General features: G+C 44.2%; 11 protein-coding genes. 9 read left to right on the forward strand and 2 right to left on the reverse strand.

Going from position 1 to position 17373, the window contains the following annotated elements:
• Positions 1 to 74: 74 nt before the first annotated feature.
• A complete protein-coding gene (locus CRP01_RS27565) occupies positions 75 to 560 on the reverse strand; it encodes a hypothetical protein (RefSeq protein ID WP_099153280.1) in 486 nt (161 codons plus the stop codon).
• Between the two features lie 500 nt (positions 561 to 1060).
• The gene (locus CRP01_RS42465; RefSeq protein WP_170110561.1) at positions 1061 to 1237 is read right to left on the reverse strand and encodes a hypothetical protein; all 177 of its coding nucleotides are present in this window, start codon (positions 1235 to 1237) and stop codon (positions 1061 to 1063) included.
• Positions 1238 to 1589: 352 nt separating this feature from the next.
• Here CRP01_RS42465 and CRP01_RS27570 point away from each other — a divergent pair, with 352 nt between their 5' ends.
• The 9 genes from CRP01_RS27570 (at position 1590) to CRP01_RS27610 (ending at position 17123) form a co-directional block, all read left to right on the forward strand.
• Positions 1590 to 2378 (forward strand): hypothetical protein, encoded by a 789-nt coding sequence (locus CRP01_RS27570; RefSeq protein WP_099153281.1) that lies wholly within the window; start codon positions 1590 to 1592, stop codon positions 2376 to 2378.
• Between the two features lie 371 nt (positions 2379 to 2749).
• Positions 2750 to 4114 (forward strand): isoprenoid biosynthesis enzyme family protein, encoded by a 1365-nt coding sequence (locus tag CRP01_RS27575; RefSeq protein ID WP_143473556.1) that lies wholly within the window; start codon positions 2750 to 2752, stop codon positions 4112 to 4114.
• A gap of 1110 nt (positions 4115 to 5224) precedes the next feature.
• Complete coding sequence (locus CRP01_RS27580) at positions 5225 to 7678, forward strand: hypothetical protein (protein WP_143473557.1); 2454 nt, start codon at positions 5225 to 5227, stop codon at positions 7676 to 7678.
• Positions 7679 to 7689: 11 nt separating this feature from the next.
• Complete coding sequence (locus CRP01_RS27585) at positions 7690 to 8730, forward strand: hypothetical protein (protein ID WP_099153284.1); 1041 nt, start codon at positions 7690 to 7692, stop codon at positions 8728 to 8730.
• Positions 8727 to 10379 carry a response regulator gene (locus CRP01_RS27590; RefSeq protein ID WP_099153285.1) on the forward strand — a complete coding sequence of 551 codons (1653 nt, stop codon included), beginning with the start codon at positions 8727 to 8729 and terminating at the stop codon, positions 10377 to 10379. The genes CRP01_RS27585 and CRP01_RS27590 overlap by 4 nt, the downstream gene beginning before the upstream one ends.
• Before the next feature lie 7 nt (positions 10380 to 10386).
• Positions 10387 to 11895: a sigma-54-dependent transcriptional regulator gene (locus tag CRP01_RS27595; protein ID WP_099153286.1), complete on the forward strand. Its 1509-nt coding sequence runs from the start codon at positions 10387 to 10389 to the stop codon at positions 11893 to 11895.
• 4 nt (positions 11896 to 11899) lie between these two features.
• Entirely contained in the window at positions 11900 to 12775 is an 876-nt protein-coding gene (locus tag CRP01_RS27600; RefSeq protein WP_099153287.1) for a toll/interleukin-1 receptor domain-containing protein, read from the forward strand.
• Between the two features lie 63 nt (positions 12776 to 12838).
• Positions 12839 to 16024 (forward strand): hypothetical protein, encoded by a 3186-nt coding sequence (locus CRP01_RS27605; protein ID WP_099153288.1) that lies wholly within the window; start codon positions 12839 to 12841, stop codon positions 16022 to 16024.
• 319 nt (positions 16025 to 16343) lie between these two features.
• Positions 16344 to 17123 carry a TIR domain-containing protein gene (locus CRP01_RS27610; protein WP_099153289.1) on the forward strand — a complete coding sequence of 260 codons (780 nt, stop codon included), beginning with the start codon at positions 16344 to 16346 and terminating at the stop codon, positions 17121 to 17123.
• The last annotated feature ends 250 nt before the right edge of the window (positions 17124 to 17373 follow it).

The raw sequence follows: 17373 nt of genomic DNA on the forward strand, positions 1-17373 counted from the left end.
ACCAGTGAACCAACCTAATTAATTCAAGCTTACTTTGGGATTTTATTCTACGGTCTCGACGATGGGTTGAATGTTCATTTCAGGTCGATAATGATCTGACTGGTCCCGGGCCTTCTTGTTATTTTTACAACCAGGTGATTTTGCTTTTGTAACGTATCCTGAAATACCACGGTGATTGCCGGACTTTTCACATAATCAATACCAATTATACTGGATTGGTCATGTTTCAAGTCTAGCTTCAATTGTATCATATTATTGCCGGCAACTGTTGTATTGGTATGAATAATCTTCGTGTGATAGCTGACCGGCACTTCCGGATTTGGCGCAGGGAGGTCGTTCAGTTTGTCTTGTGCCGGAAAAAGGAAAATGGCAATTGCGCTTGTAAAGCCAAGCAGCAAATTCTTCTTAAAATCAAATGAGCTGCCTAAATATTCTTCTTCCGCTTCTTCAATGACTGCTCCGAATAATCGTTTTACTTTTTGTAATGGAGCACGATGAGCGCGCTTATCACCTAGGGTGGATAATAGCATTCTGATAATCGTTATTAGATTGAACTCCATTGGATACGGTTTACTGTTTTCGTTTGTTGACCAGTCTCTCTATTGGAGAGTGGTTTAGGTTGGAGCGGAAAAAACATTTCCACTCCAACCGGGTTTGTATATGGTGGTTTTGACGACAGGTCTGCTCATTAAATGAACAGAGAGAGCAGTGGCTTTAGAAAGTAGATGAGTAATCCACAATTGCTCTGTCTGAAGCAGGTACTCAAGGGCGGAGGTCTTTCGGGATGGCTCATTTTTTTGGATCTTACAGGTGTGTTAAATGAAACAGGAGTTGCCGTAAAATTGAGATTGGACTGGAGGCCAACCCGGACCTCCAGTATCCAACGACGGTGGCAATGATATTCTCTCTACATTTATTCGATTTTGCAAGGTGATGGAAATTGGATCTGTTCACGTAAAGGGGGCGGAGGACTTCCGTTCTTTCGCGGATACTTTTTTCGTTCCAGGGTGTGCTTCTGCATACTTGACAATTTTAGAGGTTAAGTAAATAAAGGATTCGTTCAGAAATGCCGGTAGTGCTGTCGACGGTATTCCGGGGCGGAACAATCGTCTTTTCTGCGAACTACGGCATAATTTCTTGGCGGCATTTGAGGGAAGTAGAGGGTGGACTTCAATTCCTGGATTAGCTGCCGAAATATCCGGGATAAACTTCCTTTCTTAAAATCTTTAGTTTTCATTTTTCAAGTTTTGTTGTTTGTCTATTGAGATGCCATTACTATGCCAAAAATCATAATAAATTGATTTTAAGTTGTTTATGTTTGGGATTAAAATCTAGAGTTATCAATAATTCGAATTTTTGTCGGATAAACTTTCGTAGAATTCTAAAATTATCGGAATGAAGAGCATGAAAGGATGGAATAAATAGTAGCTATAGGACCTGGTGTTTTTCCTATCGACCAGATTAATATTGACTTTTACTACCTTTAGTTATGTGATAGAATATAAAAGCACAGTATAATATCTATTGCTTTCAGGATAAATAATACGCTCAAAGACAAAATTCACAACAACTCAAATATTTCCTTTCGGATGAAGAAATTTAAAAAAGCTTATCAATTGGTGATAACTCCTCTGATCGTTACCGCCCTGATCGGGATTCTACTTGCCTGGCTTAAAACTTCCAAATTTCCTGAATGGGAAATCGAAATTGTGTTTATATGTATATTGATCGGTGTAGTGGTTAGGTTGATTCTAGTGACGGAAGAGAATCGGGAAATAAGCGAAAGGGTATATTATTTACTGAAATCCATAAATGTCGAAGATAACTTCAATGAGTTGGCAATAATCCTTGGACTAAAATCGATGGCGAAATACCAGGGAGATCAGATTGAAGTGAGCCGGGAAGATGTATTGATTTTTTGGTACGAAAGCGTCTCCCGGGTAAGAAGTAGCCTGGATGTAGTAACCTTTGCTAAACCGAGCGAGACTTGGGAACTAGGGTGGAACAAACGGGCTCAGGGTATTCAGCAGGAAAGGATTGCTCATGATTGTAAGATCGAGAGAGTATTCGTTCTGAACAATAATGACCTGGAAAGTGATTACGAAGTTATATTCCGGGAACAGGAAGAGATCGGCATCACCGTATATTGGGTTAGAGAGGAAATATTAGCCGCTAACCAGTTGATCAAACAATATCTGAATGAAATTGGCACCAAAGACTTTGCCATAGTGGACCGAAGGTGGATCCTGCGAACTTTTCTGGAAAAGAGAAATCGAAAGATCAGCAAGGCAGATGCCACCAAAAACAGAGAGATTCTGCGGAAGGCAACGCTGGTTTTTGATGAAGCTAAAAAAAATAGTACACGCTACACCGGCTGATCCAAAGCCAAAAATTCTAATATTTTTAGAATTTTATTCTAAAAATATTAGAATTTTAAAATGGATAAATTTTGGCAGGAATACTTATGTTGCTGAATGTTAAATGTTTATGTGATTAGATGCGAAATTGGCATGAGATTAGACTTTATCTTTCTTTATCAATGTGAGGATGCACCTTTAAGGCATTTAGGCATACGATCCTAATAGAGTTATAAATGCCTACCCAAAAGACTAATGGCTAAGCAATTTTTTTAACCTCAGAAAATAATACACTTGAAACAAAGGCTAACGTATTTCGTAAATCATTTTTACACATCTCTTAAAGCAGTAATGTGATTGCTTTTTGATCGTAAATTTCAAGTGGCAGTGCAATGGGAAAAGATCAAAGACACGAACTTATGCACCAGGTTAAAACCTGGATTGCTCGCGAACTCCCCGCCGTAAAGGTTAGGTGCGAAGAAGAACTTGGAAGCATTATCCTGAATCAAGAAGAGGGTAACAGTTTGCAGGATTATGTATTTTCGATGATCGATAAACACATCAAAGAAATAAAAGTCCGATCGAGTTTCACCATCGTAGCCTATCGCTTCCTGCGCGAAATGGCTAAAGCCAGGAAGGCCCGCTGTAAAGCCATTAAAAAAGAGACGCTCGATCAGATTGCTTTTGTAGCCGAGGCCTCGATGACCATGATGTATATGTATAATGATATTCTGGACAATAAGGCTGAGGTGAAAAATTGTCTTCACTATAAGATCATGGTACCGGGCACTAATATCTTCAGAGATCTGCTATTGGATTACATTAATGAACTGGATATATCTACCGTGCAAAAATTAAAGGTGCAGGATATATTTAGAAAAGCTTACAAGCAGGTGAATTCCGGTCAGATCATCGACAAAAGTTTTCGATTCGATAGTCTGGTTTATAATAAAGAGGTCAAGAACATTAATGAAAGTTTGAGAAATGATGAACTTGATAAGATTCTTTTAGATATCCAGGCGCTGAAAGATGAGTTTCCCGGCCATGATAATCTCTTCGATGTTTATTTTACCCGGATCTATCTAACCAATTCCAGTTTACTGAAGGCGCTGGTGGAAGTCATTGTGTATTTAACTGGATATGAGGGTAGAGGAAGAAAACAGTTAGAAGGTTTTGCCGAAATGATGGGGCTTTATATGCAGATCGTAAATGATTGTAAAGATTTTGTGCTGGATGTAAAAAGGACGTGGGAAACTGGAGAAAAACCACGATATCATTCCAATGTCCTTTCGGACCTTCATAATGAAACCGTATCGCTGCCGATTGCACTGCATTATCTTTCTCAGGAAACAGTTTCTACAAATATCGTTAACCAATTTATTCATGATAGGCTGAGAGATCCTAACCGCGGGATTAACCAATACCAGTTCGAATTGCGGGGACAACACAACAAAATACTCAAAGAAATTATCGAGAGTAAAGGTTTGACCCGGGCGATGGCCGTCGGCAGGGCAATTGCCATTAAAGCAATAGACTACCTTAAAGCCGGTCTGAAAGCGGAATGGGAACATACAGAGCAACATCAACATTTAAGAGTTTTGGCCGGTTATCCTGATATGGCCTTCAATAATCGTTATTATTTTCACATATGGAAAGCCAAAGCTGCCTATAAAAGCCATAGATTTTATCGATGTGAAGATTATCTTTTTGCTAAAAAAACAAGCTGCCCGAAGGGCAGCGCAATAGTGGGTATATAAATAAGTCAAGAGACAGTAAGAAACTTTTACCGAATCCAATCCAAAGTCCTCCCTTAACTGATTTTCTTGAGACAGATCTATAACAAAAGTTATATTTAGTAACTCCCCACATTTGTCGAATATTGAAAGTGGAATTGTCGCTGTATTTATGGTGTAGTGGACGATGCGGAATAAATTGGGCATCAGGCCTTTGATTTTCAATTTATATTAATTAAATTGCTTATAAATCCATTCCCACGGGCATTTCCCTTTAATCAAACTACTATCTCCATTCTTTACTAGCGTCTATTCATTGGTAATTGTCGCTTGTTGATCAGTCGATCAATGATGTGGTACTATGATGCACTTTCACATTAGTTTATATTGTCATGCACTTCCCCCCGCACTCGGCAATAAAACAGAACTTAACTTATGTCCAAGACAAAAAAGCCAGAAATTAGAATCGACGGAAGGCAAAAGATAGAAAATTTTAAGAAAGACTTTTGTGTTCAGTTGGTGAATCGATTGTATCCATTGGTGAAGTGGATTACTGACTGCCAGAATGATATTTTATTATTACTCAATATTTATGATCGACGGCCCTCGATTTTTACCGAACAATTGATCTACGGAGGCTTAGCAGCTCAACTCAAGTTCCTGTCTAAAGGAAGCACGAAGGAGGTTGACCGAGCATTGAAAGAAATTACGGAATTTGATCTTCCGCTTGGAGCCGGTAAAGTGGCGAGTAAGTTATACGATGAGTTTATCAGAGGTGAACTCGGTATAACTGACCTACAGGTAGGAAGATTAAAAGATTACTTCGAAGAGGCCCGCCGGGAAGGTCAAGGCAGTTTAAAGGGAGAGCAGGCATTGGAATATCCAATTCTCGATCATTTTTTTGATATTGGTAAAGATAGGTATCTTTCTTTTCCCTTGATTCAGTTCGGGGATTTCGATGGCGTAGTTCATCTTATTTTTAAAAATACGGATATCTTTCGCTTTAGTCCTGCAGGTGTCTGGAAGCAGTTGATTAGGATTTTCAGTAGTGAATACGAAAACCTTTTGCTTGGATGGGAACTGGTTGGCTCAAATATTCAGCGAAAGTCAACTGTACGGGCACAACTGGAATATTTGACCAGTAAAGAATACGAGGAAGCGGCTACGACCAACCCCATCTTCCGGGAATTGCGGTATCGCCAGTACTATGAAGGCTCCTACGATTACTTGTTGAAGCGGGTAGACCTGAATGATATTATCCCCGACCAATTCAAAGACGAGCACCGCAAGCGGGCCATTATATCGATCCTGATTGACTCCTACGCCCACAATATCAGCGCCCACAGCCTCACGGTATTGAAATGGTGGTTCCAGCAAAGAGCCTTCACGGATGTAGAGATCCAAAACCTCATTGAAGAACTCAAGGAAAAATCTTCCTTTGACGAGTGGGGGGTAAGCCTGAGGGATTATCTCAATAGACGGTTCCCGGAGGAATATAGCCTGGAATCGATCGAAGAGGGAATCCTACTGCAGGTGGCCCACTGGATCAAGATCGTAGATAAGCGCCGGGAGATAGGTAATTATTTACCGGTGCGGGATCAATTGCCCTCACTGGCCGAAGAACTACACCCACTCTTCAAATTTCTGTTGGAGAAAGGAGCCTTCTGGAGCGGGATCACCCGGGATCAACAATTTGGAGGGGAGATGCGGAATATGTACGATATCCTCTGGAACGACTTTATTCGTAATCCGCTGTACCTGGGTACGATCGCTCACTCTGAAAAGATCACCAAACTACATATTCAGATCCGGATCTACTCGGGCCGGCGGTATCCCGCCGAAAGCGACGATTTCATCCGGAGCTATGAGCTCGAAAAAGACGAGCAGGGACAGGTCCTGAGCGGTACTCTGGCAACCATTAATGTAGGTGGTGGAGAAAATGACAAAACCATCAAACACAAATATATTATTCCTGGAACCTTGCACGATTCCCTTAAGGCAAAACTGGAAACCTTTGAGATCTTTCTTCCGGGAGGAGTCGTGGGAAAACACTCCCTGTTCACGCTGATCGAGAACGAGATCCGCAACGTCAAACATTTCCAGGAACCCGACCTGGCAAAAATGCGGACCGACGGTTTAAAGCTGGTGATCGCCATTCGGCCGGGCAACCTCTCCTACGAGCCGCACCGGCTAACCAACAAGCCTCTATATAAGATCGGCGTATGGCTGGGGCACGAAACCATTCTTTACAACAAAGGTGAGCATCTCGTGGTCAAACGCCTGGAGACTCTGAAAAAGGATATCATTACCCAGGATACCAATCAGGCGCGCTTGGGTGGGAATTTTCAAGATAAGATCTGTGCGGCTATGCTGTTTAACAACAGTTTCATCAGTGTGGAAAGAAGGGTTTATGAACGAGATGACCGGTACTATCCCTGGCTGCGTTCGGCCTTCAGCACCGGAGTTGATCAAGGTGAACTGACCGAAACAGATTTTGAGATCAAGAACAGTAATCTGGAAAGGGCCAAAGAGGAATTAACCGAACCCGCGGAGGACAAGCAAAAGGGCTTTTTCAAAAAATACTTTCATTTGTGGCGGGCCGCGCCGTTGTATAAACTGGAGAGCCTGAATGCCATTCAGTCCGAAAACGTGGCCCGCTTCAAGATCGTTACCATTCCCGATGACAATTGGAAGAAAGCGGTCCGCGAACTGGGCGTCATCCGGATCCTGCCGGAGGAGTCCGCGGGTATGCAATGGGAAGAAGCCTATCAGAAATGGCTGAATATTTGGTTGAAGGAGAAAGAGGTCCTGATCGAGTTAGTACACGGCAAAACGGCAGTGGGTTATATCGTCTACGATCAGCAGCAGGCTGCTTACTATAATCAGGATGACTACCTTGTACTGGATAATGAAGTACAGGAAAATTATGCCTACTACACGAAAACGGAACTTCGCTTTGCACACGGTACGAATCCAGGTGGAGCAGAGGCCAAACTGGGGCTACTCGCTGTACGAAATCATGGAGTATTGGTCAGGAAATTTTTCGACAACCTGGAAACTATCAGTGATTTTGACCGGGCTACCATCACCCCGGCACATATTCTGGAACTGGTGGAAGTGATCCAGACCCGCATCTGTATTTTTGATAAACGGGTAGCCGACCGTATTACGGATGAAAAACGGGCCTTCCTGAATGAACGTTTAAATTGCGGGATTTATTCTGAAGATGAAGAACAGTGGGAGACAATCAAAAAAGCGCCCGGCCTGAGCCACTACCACTTTATCATTATGCACCTATCGTTTCTGGAGGCGATGAAGAACAATGAAGGTAAGCGCTACGGAGAAGAAGGAATCGTCGACTTTATCGATGAACAGATCGGCGATCAGTTGGGAGACAATTGTATCTTCGTGGTCACCACCGGCCGTGGTCGAGAGCAATGGTGGCGAAAACTGAAAGATAGCAAATATATGACCCATACCACTTTCCGTCCGGTGGAATCGCTGATCGAGGCGGTCGAAACGGCCAGCCTGAAGAACGATGATCTGGAGCTGAAATTTAATTTGGTAAAAACACTGTTCGGTTCCTAAAATCTGCTATTATGCCACAGACCTACGAAAGAGAAAGGGTAATGCTGATCTGTTGGAAATGGCGTGATTTCGAACTGAAGCAACGGATCGTCAGTAATGCGCTACTGAAAGAGAAACCCTACAAAAAAGTACTTAAAGACATAGAGGCGTTCAGGGACATACTCTTTGATGAATTTACTGTCTGCGACGAATTGCCGGATGAAACCACGCCGGCGGTCGTACCCCGGGCAGTCATTGTACGTACCTACGTGACCCATGAACTCAATAATCTCGAGTGTAAAAGTTATGCTTATATCAAAGCGCTGATCGATCTGTACAAAACAGACGGTAATGATCTTTATGTATTCCTGCACCGCCGGGATCATTTCGGCGACCAGGAAGTGGGGGATATTCTGACCCAGACCGCGGCCGATAAGTGTTTCCTCATCGGGGAGGGGCGTGATCAGATCTATTACCGGGATTTTCGCAATCAGGGTCTCCTTGGTGATAACGGTAAGTTCTATCGCTCACCGATCAATCCCAATAAGCCACCCGTAACAGTGGCAAATCACAAGACCAAGAAAGTCTTTCAGCCGCACTTCGATAAGATATGGGAATACTATCACCACGAATTTCATACCAAGATATTCGAACTAAAAGAAGATTTGCTGGTGTATTTTTATAAAATGTATCCGGATGATAAGCCCTGGGATAGTGACCGGATGAAGGCTGAACTAGAAGAAGATGAATGCCTGCGCCTGCGCCTAGCCAGCTTTATTGATCATGATACGTACCAACTATCCAATGATGAGATCAATCGTTTGAAAGCATTCGGGATTCAGGTGGAAAAATCCTATGAATTTGACGATTGCCGGAAAAATCTGGTCGAGAATTATCACCTGGGTGCTGAATACGAACGCATCGCCAATTTTCTAACGCATCTCTTTTTTACCGGCAGCAATGGAAACGAAGGCTCGGTCAATACCGTACTTCGGGAAATCGTAGCCGGTTTTTCGCAATTGTTAGAAAGCATCAAGCAACAGGAATCTGACTCCATAAGTACAGGATCATGAAGCAGCTCAATATTCGCTACTTATGCACACAGAAAAACGTCGAGGCGAGGCTGTGGCGGCATTTCGGTAAAAGATATCAGCTCGAGGCTTTCGATAAGCATATGTCTGATTATACCTCTATTGATGCCATGCTCATTGTTGAGCCGGTCCGTGTAAAGGGGCATTATTTGTCGGTCTATGAGGTCTGGAAGTTATTCCTGGCCCGGCAAAGTCCCAAAACCAAACTACTCATTGCCGGATTTACGGTTAACACGCACCCGAACTTCATTAACTTGTTGAATCTTCACGACAAATATGACCTAAAGAAAGCTATTGATAAAGCCAACCCTTGTCATAAGAACTGGGATGAAGGTCAGGTCGGGAACGGTTACGGCAAGGTGTCCACCAAACTTCAGATGTTTTTCAAAGGACACAATTACAACAGCATCATCGGAGCCGCCAGCAAGGTGCGCCAAATGTTGAACAATGTGGATCTGTCCCTGCACGGCAGCGAATCGCTCAAGCGGGAAAAAGAAGATTTTAAGACTATTTGGGAGAACCTCTTGTGGCCCAAGCGCAACTATTTCCGCAGTTTCTACAGCCGCTGGTACAATTATCGGGACTATTTCGACTGCATGCCTTTCTTTTCACAAATGGAAGCAGTGAAGGCGCATGGTTTTATCAATGAGTTGCAGGAATTCCTGAACGGGAAGAAAGAACTCGAAGCTAAGATTTTGGCGGAGAAAGAGCAGCAATACCGACGCATGGACCCCTTCAGCCGGATCGGAGAGATCATTCAGGTATTTCGACAGATCGACGCCAAGTATATTGCCCCCAACAGCATCGGCAATATTTTATTGATTGACGACGATCCGCACTTTCACCACCAATTGAAGGAAAACCTGACCAGCTTTTCTTTCAACAGTCTGTATACGGTCGAAGCGGCGAAAAATATAACAGTGAAGGAACCGATCCATTTGATCCTTCTTGATCTTGAACTTAATAAGGAAAAGGGTATTTTCAGTGGACTGGATCTCATCTCCGAACTCAAGCATAGATTTCCGGATACCCCCTTATCGGTGGTAAGTGTAGCCGAGGAAAGGGAGATCATAGAACTGGCCATTGTAGAAGAGGGCGCAGATTTTTACCTGTCTAAATCCCTTTATGATGCCGAAAAATGGACTACTTTGTTCATTCATCTCCTGACCAATCGAAGGTTTTCTTTGGGCGAGATCCTGATTTTCAATCAGACGCAAAAGATCGAAGAGAAGCCTTATATATTGGTAGTAGAGGACGAAAAAGACTGGTACGACCGAATCGCCGAATTGAGCCCAGACTATATGTTCAAGCAGGCACATACCATCCAGCAGGCCTCCGATATGTTGCGTTCGGGGGTTTATGATCTCGTTCTGCTCGATCTCTACTTTGTGATCGAAGGGGAACGGAAGATCGAAGGGCTACCGTTTGTGCGGAACATCAAGTTCAATTATCCTGATATACCCCTAATCGTTGTCTCGGCCGAAACCAGCCCGGAGATCATGAAGGAAGTACATGCTAACGGGGCCGATCGTTATCTGTCTAAGGCCACCTTTGATGCCAGAGAATGGTTAGAGATACTGAATGTGTTTATCAATTTGAAACAGGCCCGCGATCAAACGAAAATTGTGTAGGTGCTATATGGTTAAAGGTAAGCATACGATATTGGTTGTTGATGATGACTGGACCTTTCTCCGGGGGGTAGAACAAGGCCTGAAAGAAGTATTTGCACTTAAGCTAATTCCTTCTATCGATGCGGCCAAAAAGATTTTTGTAGATTCTAAGTTTGATCTGGTGCTGTTGGACTTGGTATTTAATCAAAGAAGCAATATACAGGATAGTCTCGACTTCCTGGCTTTAGTCCAGCGGGAACAACCAGGTTTACCAGTGATCGTTATGTCACAGTATGATAATGATCACAATTTCGTCCAGGCCATTCAGCAGGGGGCTGTCCACTATTTCCGAAAGGAAAAAATGAATTACGAGCTTTGGATCAAAGAGATCAAGACCTGGATCAGACATTCGGAAACCAGCGGTCCTAAAGAACTGGATAAGGATCCCGAGACGGGTGCTCAAACTACTGCGGAAGGGATTAAAAAAAGGGATACAGCTTCCCAAGAGTACCATTTTTTGGGAGAAACGCCCCGGATTATAGAAATAAAGGAAGAACTGGTCGCCCTGTCCCAGGAGCCGGACATTACCGTGCTGCTACTGGGGGAGACCGGAGTCGGGAAAGAGGTGGCCGCGCACTATCTACACAAGCAGGGGGCCCGTAGGCATATGCCCTTTGTGGCAGTCAACCTGAGTGTCGTAACGGAAACACTGATGGAAAGTACGCTTTTCGGCCACAAAAAGGGCGCCTTTACGCACGCGCTGGCGGATTCTGTCGGTGCTTTCGGTGAGGCCGACGGTGGCACTTTATTTTTGGATGAGATCGGTGAGATCCGCCCTGATCTGCAGGTTAAGCTATTGCGATTTTTGCAGGATAAGATCATCCGGCCGGTAGGCGGCACCGAGCGGGCTATCGATGTACAAATTGTCGCTGCAACCAACAAAGACCTTAAGAAAGAAATTGCCAAGAAAAACTTTAGAAGCGATCTGTTCCAGCGGATCAATGACTTCCCTATTGTCATTCCCCCCCTCCGGGAAAGAAGAGAAGATATCCCACTACTCGTCGAACATTACCTGGGCCTCAAGAGGCAGTCTTCGAAGATATTGACGGAAACGGTATGGGACTGCTTTATTAGTTATCACTGGCCCGGTAATATCCGCGAACTTGTAAAACTGATCAAGCGGCTGCTGGTGAAAAAGCGGCTGGCTAAGGCGGATAAGATCGATGAGTCTTTTCTGCCGGTGGAAATGCTGAAACCTGTAGTAGGTACAAACAGGACGGGTTCATCTTCCGGGACGGAAGCTTTCTCGATAGAAGAAATTGATGGGTTAGAAGCCCAAATGGCTTACGAGGAACTCGCTCGGATTGAAGAAGCCTTGAGACGCCTTGACAAAAAAGGGCTAGTGGTTAAAGAGCTGCAATTTAAGAATCACGACCAACTACGCAATCGGATCTTTAGCCTGCATAAAAACCACGAAACACTGTTTATCTATTTTCCGACGATTTGCAGGAAATTTAAGCTAGATCAAACGTCCTAGATCAATGAGCACCTCCAGAAGTATTTTGTGGGTCGAGGATGATGTTGATACGCAAATGGAAATGCAAAAGGCGTTTGGTGAAAAATACAAGATAGTTTTTTCTCCTACGAGTAGAAGTGCTGAAATCCTATTGTTGGAGGGACCGTCAAACTATGATTTGGTGGTTGTGGATCTCTTTCTGGAGAGTATGAGCAGAGATGACGGATTGAATTTGATTAAGTATATCAGCCGTACTCATCCAGTACTTCCGGTTATCGCCGTTACTGGAGAAGGAAGACACGAAGATTTACTTTCAGCCCATCGATTAGGTGCATCCCACAGTTTCATCAAGACCGATTTTGACGGTGAACGATGGGGCAACGAATTTGAAAATTATTTGAAGCCTTATGTATTCATTTCGTATAGCAGCAAGAACCGGGCCTTTGCCGAACTTCTGGAGAATCGTCTAACTCCTCACTGCCGGAAAGTGTGGCTGGATAATATCGAGTTGAAAGGGGGCGCAGTACCGATCCGTGAGATCGCAGAAGGTATCAGAAAAGCGACTCATTTCCTGCCCATTCTATCTGAGGCTTATTTACAATCTGATTGGGTGGAAAAGGAATACGATATCGTATCCCGGCAGGAAATAAGCGGCCTTACGCGTGTGATACCGATCACCTACGGTATCCACGAGGCTGACGTGCCTAATTATTTTACACAACTCCGGATCGATTTCGGCAAGGTGCTGAATCTGATCGGGCATGTTGATCTGCATCATGCGGTTTTTCATAAGAGTGCCAGACCAATGCACGAAATATTCGACACTGCTCTGCAAGAACTGGATCAGCAGTTCGAAAGACTACTTCGGGCACTGCGCAAAAGAAAGCCCGAGAAGTATTGATAGAATCATTTATGAAAAATTAGAGTAGTACAGTTCGTTTTCCGCAGCTAAATCAATCAGTTTATGACACAAGCCAAGAACCAACCTTCTTCCGGCAACATTTATTTCACCATTCCCGAATTCGAAAAATTCGGAGAAGTACTGCACGATCGACTGCACGGCATGATCTACCACGTGGAGGAATTGCACAGCCGTTTTATGCTAATCACCAATCTTTTCGACCGGGATCCAAAACGTATCGCCGCTTTGCGGGAAGAAGGTAAAAAGGATTTGGAGGCCTTGTGTTATTGTGGGACCGGTCGCCAGCGGTACATCCTCGAACTGGAGGAACCGGAATATTATATTAAGAAAAACGGTGGGCAATGGGATCGGGAGAAATGGCAAAAGCTCAGGGATAAGAACTGGAATGAATTGCGGTATCGGAAAATGACCAGAGCGATGAAAAAGGTGGAGACCTTTGACTACTTCGATCAATTCCGGAAGGGAGAAATTCCGGAGGATAAACAAACGGGGCTCGGCCTGGAAGATATCAAGGTCAGCGATCTGAAGATCTATTTTAAGAGTCTCGATAACGTCCTGCAGAAAAACGAGCATCCGATAATCTCGGACTACTTCGATATTGAAAAAGATAAATACATCGGGATACCAGTGCTCGGTCTCGGCCTGTTCCAGGGTATCGTCTGGATCGTTTTTACGGATGAGGTAACTGAAAAGTTCAGCGATCGGGATCGGATAAAACGCCTGATCCGGCTTTTCCAGATGGAATATGACAACCTCGCACTCAACTGGCAATTGAGCGGAGACGGCATCAGCAAGCAATCCCTGATCGATCGGGCGATCGATCGAATGGAAGAGACTAATCCCATACAACGATCCTGCAACATCAGGCTGTACTACGACATATCGGAACATTACCACCGGGAAAGAATTGAACAGAATGAATCGGTCACCAGAAGGGTCAGAGACCAATTTCAGAAGACTGCCATCATTTCGATCATGTTAGATGCTTTTGCAAAGAACGTCAGTACGCAAAGCCTCGCTACCTTAGCCTGGTGGTTTAAGGAACACGCTGAGATCGCCAGGTTGGAAGAAGAACTGTCGGGAGCCCACTTCAACCCGTTGATCCGGTACTCGAAAGTGGTTGAGAACCATCCGGGTTTTTCCAAAGAACTCTATCCGTTATTCAAATTTCTGTTGGAAAAAGGAGCTTTTTGGAGCGGGATCACCCGGCAAAACAATTTTACCGGCGAGATGGATGATCTTTTCCACCTGCTGTGGCACGAATTTGTCTATAATCCGCTTTATCTGGGTACGCTTGCCGTGTCGAAGCAGGTGCTGAAATTGCGTATCCGCGTCACTATTTACAGTGAAGATAGGCAAAGTGTACGTTTTCGTTTTGTGAAGTTCAAAACGATAAAGAAGAACGCCGATGGGAAACTGCTGGACGGAGAATTTGCGGTCATCAACCTGGAGGACTTCCAGGCCGGGCTGGTGAGCAGGGATAAAAGCGTGTTTGTGGAAAAAGGTACCGCCTTTGAGCTATTGCGGCCGGAACTGGAGAAATACCGTGCTTTCTTTCCGGGTGGGGTAGTGGGTAAGCAGGCTTTCTTTACCCTGCTGGAGAATGAGATCCGCAATGTGAAGCATTTCCGGCAACAGACTTTGAAAAACATCCAGGAGCAGGGCCTGGTGCTGAATATTTCGATCTTTGAGGCCTATCTGGACACGGAAAAAGAAGAATATGCGCTGGCACCGGAATTATTCAAGATCGGCGTCTGGTTGCAACATCAGGTCCGGATCGGTGCCGATCTGATGCTGCGTAGGATAGAAGGCCTGGACGAGGACATCGTCAGTGACGTCTCTCATCAGCCAAAATTTGGAGGGAATCACCAGGATAAGATCTGTGCTGCGCTGCTCATGACCAATTCCTTTCATCTGGTGCAGGATAAAGAGTCGGAAATTGGAAAGATTTATTACCCCTGGGTAAAAACCGCAAGTCAGGAGATGGAGATCAGCGGGGGCAAACACATCGCCTTTGAAGTGAGCAGTAGAAAATACAAGGAGCCGGGAGCTGTCGATAAAATTAAAGAGCTAATGGTAAGTAAAGAGGCTCATCTGAAAAAGTATTTCCATCTCTGGCGGGCGGACGACATCTACACCATCAAGGACCGGGAATACCGAAAGGTGACAATGGATAACCTGGCCCGACACCGGTTCCTACACCTGACCAGGGCACCCCTGGGTACCTACAAAAAATACCGGGCAGATGGTTTGATCCGGATTATTTCCAAGGATATTCCCAAACTGGCTGGTATTGCTGATGCCTATCAGTATTGGATGCCTATTTGGTTGAAGGCCGACAACGGTAATCTGGACTTTGTGGTGGATTTTCTGGAGAGGGATAGCCCGATTGTCCGTCTTACCTTTATTGCAGGTTCCGGTGCAGATCGCGGAGGAACCATCCAAATCGAAAATGCAGAGGAGATCCAGCGGACCGAACAAGATCGGGAAAGACTGGAAGCCTATCGATCAATCCCCAACCGAACGACTGTTTCCCTGGTTCGGGGAGCGCGTTTTCAAACCAGCCCCAAACACTTCAATTACAGCCCAGAAGGAGCTCTGATCAATCGATTTGCCGGCGGGGCAAACTTAGCTGCACTCAGTAGATTAAGTGAGGGCGGAGCCTTTGAACTCCTGGAAGTCGTTGCTACCAGGATCTGTATTTTTAACCGCTGGATCTACAACCGGTTAAATCTGCGGCGAGACCTGGATGTTCAGAATGGTAAGATACTAAGCGAGACGAAGAGCCGCTGGCAAGCTGAACATCTGACCTCTTACCGGGAAAAACTATTCCTCGATTTTCGCGAAGAAACGCCGGAAGACTGGGAGAAGGTGAAGGCCGGAGGTTTGCTGTCTCATCATTTTGTCATCTTAAATTTATCATTCATTGAAGAAATGACGGACAAACAAGGACGATTTTACACCGAAGAAAGGATCATTGAGTTCATTGATGAGCAAATACTGCAGGGGACAAAACCCGAATCGGTAAAGCGAGATTTCGTATTGGTGATCGCAACGGAAGGCGCACGAACCACCTGGTGGGACGCTATAGCCCAGGAGTCGGCCTACGCCAGTTTTATCACTTTCCGACCCATTGAATCCATTCAGGAAGTATTCGAGGATGCCGTGCAGATGGCCGATGATTTTCAGCTGAAATACAATATGGTGAAATTGCTTTTTGGGTCTTGATCGATGGAAGATGTCAGGTCCGGATCTCGGTATGGATCGGAGCTAAATCTCTGGAATTATCAGAAAAAAAATCTAACAGTTTTAGAATTGATTCAAATAATAAATGAATAACATATGATGTAAGTGTTTGGTATACAATAAGGTGTGATCAAAAGTCAGAACTGGCACTGTATTGGTGAGGTAAATAGTAATTAGAGCTACTCCCCCTCAGCCTCCAAGTTCAAAATACTTAATGGCTCCAGTAGGAGTTAACCAATTATTTAGTTGGTTGAAGGAGGGACGGGCATTGATTATTCTTTAACGTTCAAATTAAATTGAGATGTATTTTCCTTTACCACCACCACCGAAACTGCTGCTCATCGACGATGATCACGAATTTTGTCAGGAACTCAGGCAGGCGCTTGGTAATGTTTGCGATCTCGAAATTGCTAACAATAAAGGCGATGCCTTGGCTAAAGTTCGGCAAAAAAAGTACCAAGTCTTACTGCTCGATCTGTTTATTGAGAATAAAGACCACAACGGTAAACCGGACGGTTTGGATTTTTTAAGCGAGATCTATGAAATCGACTGCAATCTGCCGGTGGTCATTATTTCCAATAACAAGGATGCCCGTATCGCGCGGGACGCCTTTAAGGAGTTTCGCGTCTGGGATTTTATCTACAAAGGAGATCCTTTTCAGAAACTGCACGATAGAATTCAGGATATCATCAAACTCTCGGTTTTCATCTCTTACTCCTCAAAGGACCGAAAGTTTGTGGATCTTCTGCTGGAACAAATGGATAATGCCTCCATCAGTTACTGGCAGGATGTTAAAAAGATCAAGCCCGGCCAGAGTTTGAATCACAGCATCCCACAGGGGATCGCAAAGGCTAGTCATTATCTTGTGGTCCTATCCAAGCATTCGATCAAATCCTCGTGGGTGAAAAGAGAATTGTACTTTGCCCAGGAGAATGAGAAACTGATCCTACCGCTTGTTTATGACCCCGGTGATTGGAAACTACCGGATGAGATCAAATTTCTAATTTCTGATGCGCATCAGATTCACATTGAGAGTCCGTTCAAAAGGGAAGTTGAAAAAATTGCGGAACTGATGCGGTAGTTAATTCGTACCGCTCACCCAAGTCTCATATTCCATACGATGAACACTACTCCAGAAAACTTCCTTTCCTCTCTAAACCCTAATGATGCATGAATGTCTGTAATAGCTCATGCATCATTAGCGGTTTTAATTCGGCCATCCCTGTAAATTCTAGGTGATTAACTTTCAATAAATTAGCTTAGGAAAAGGCAAATAAAATACCCCGAATCTAGGCACATTTGCCTATTTTCGGGGTAAACATTTTATTAGA

The organism is Flavilitoribacter nigricans DSM 23189 = NBRC 102662 (genome assembly GCF_002646595.1).
Lineage (GTDB): Bacteria > Bacteroidota > Bacteroidia > Chitinophagales > Saprospiraceae > Flavilitoribacter > Flavilitoribacter nigricans.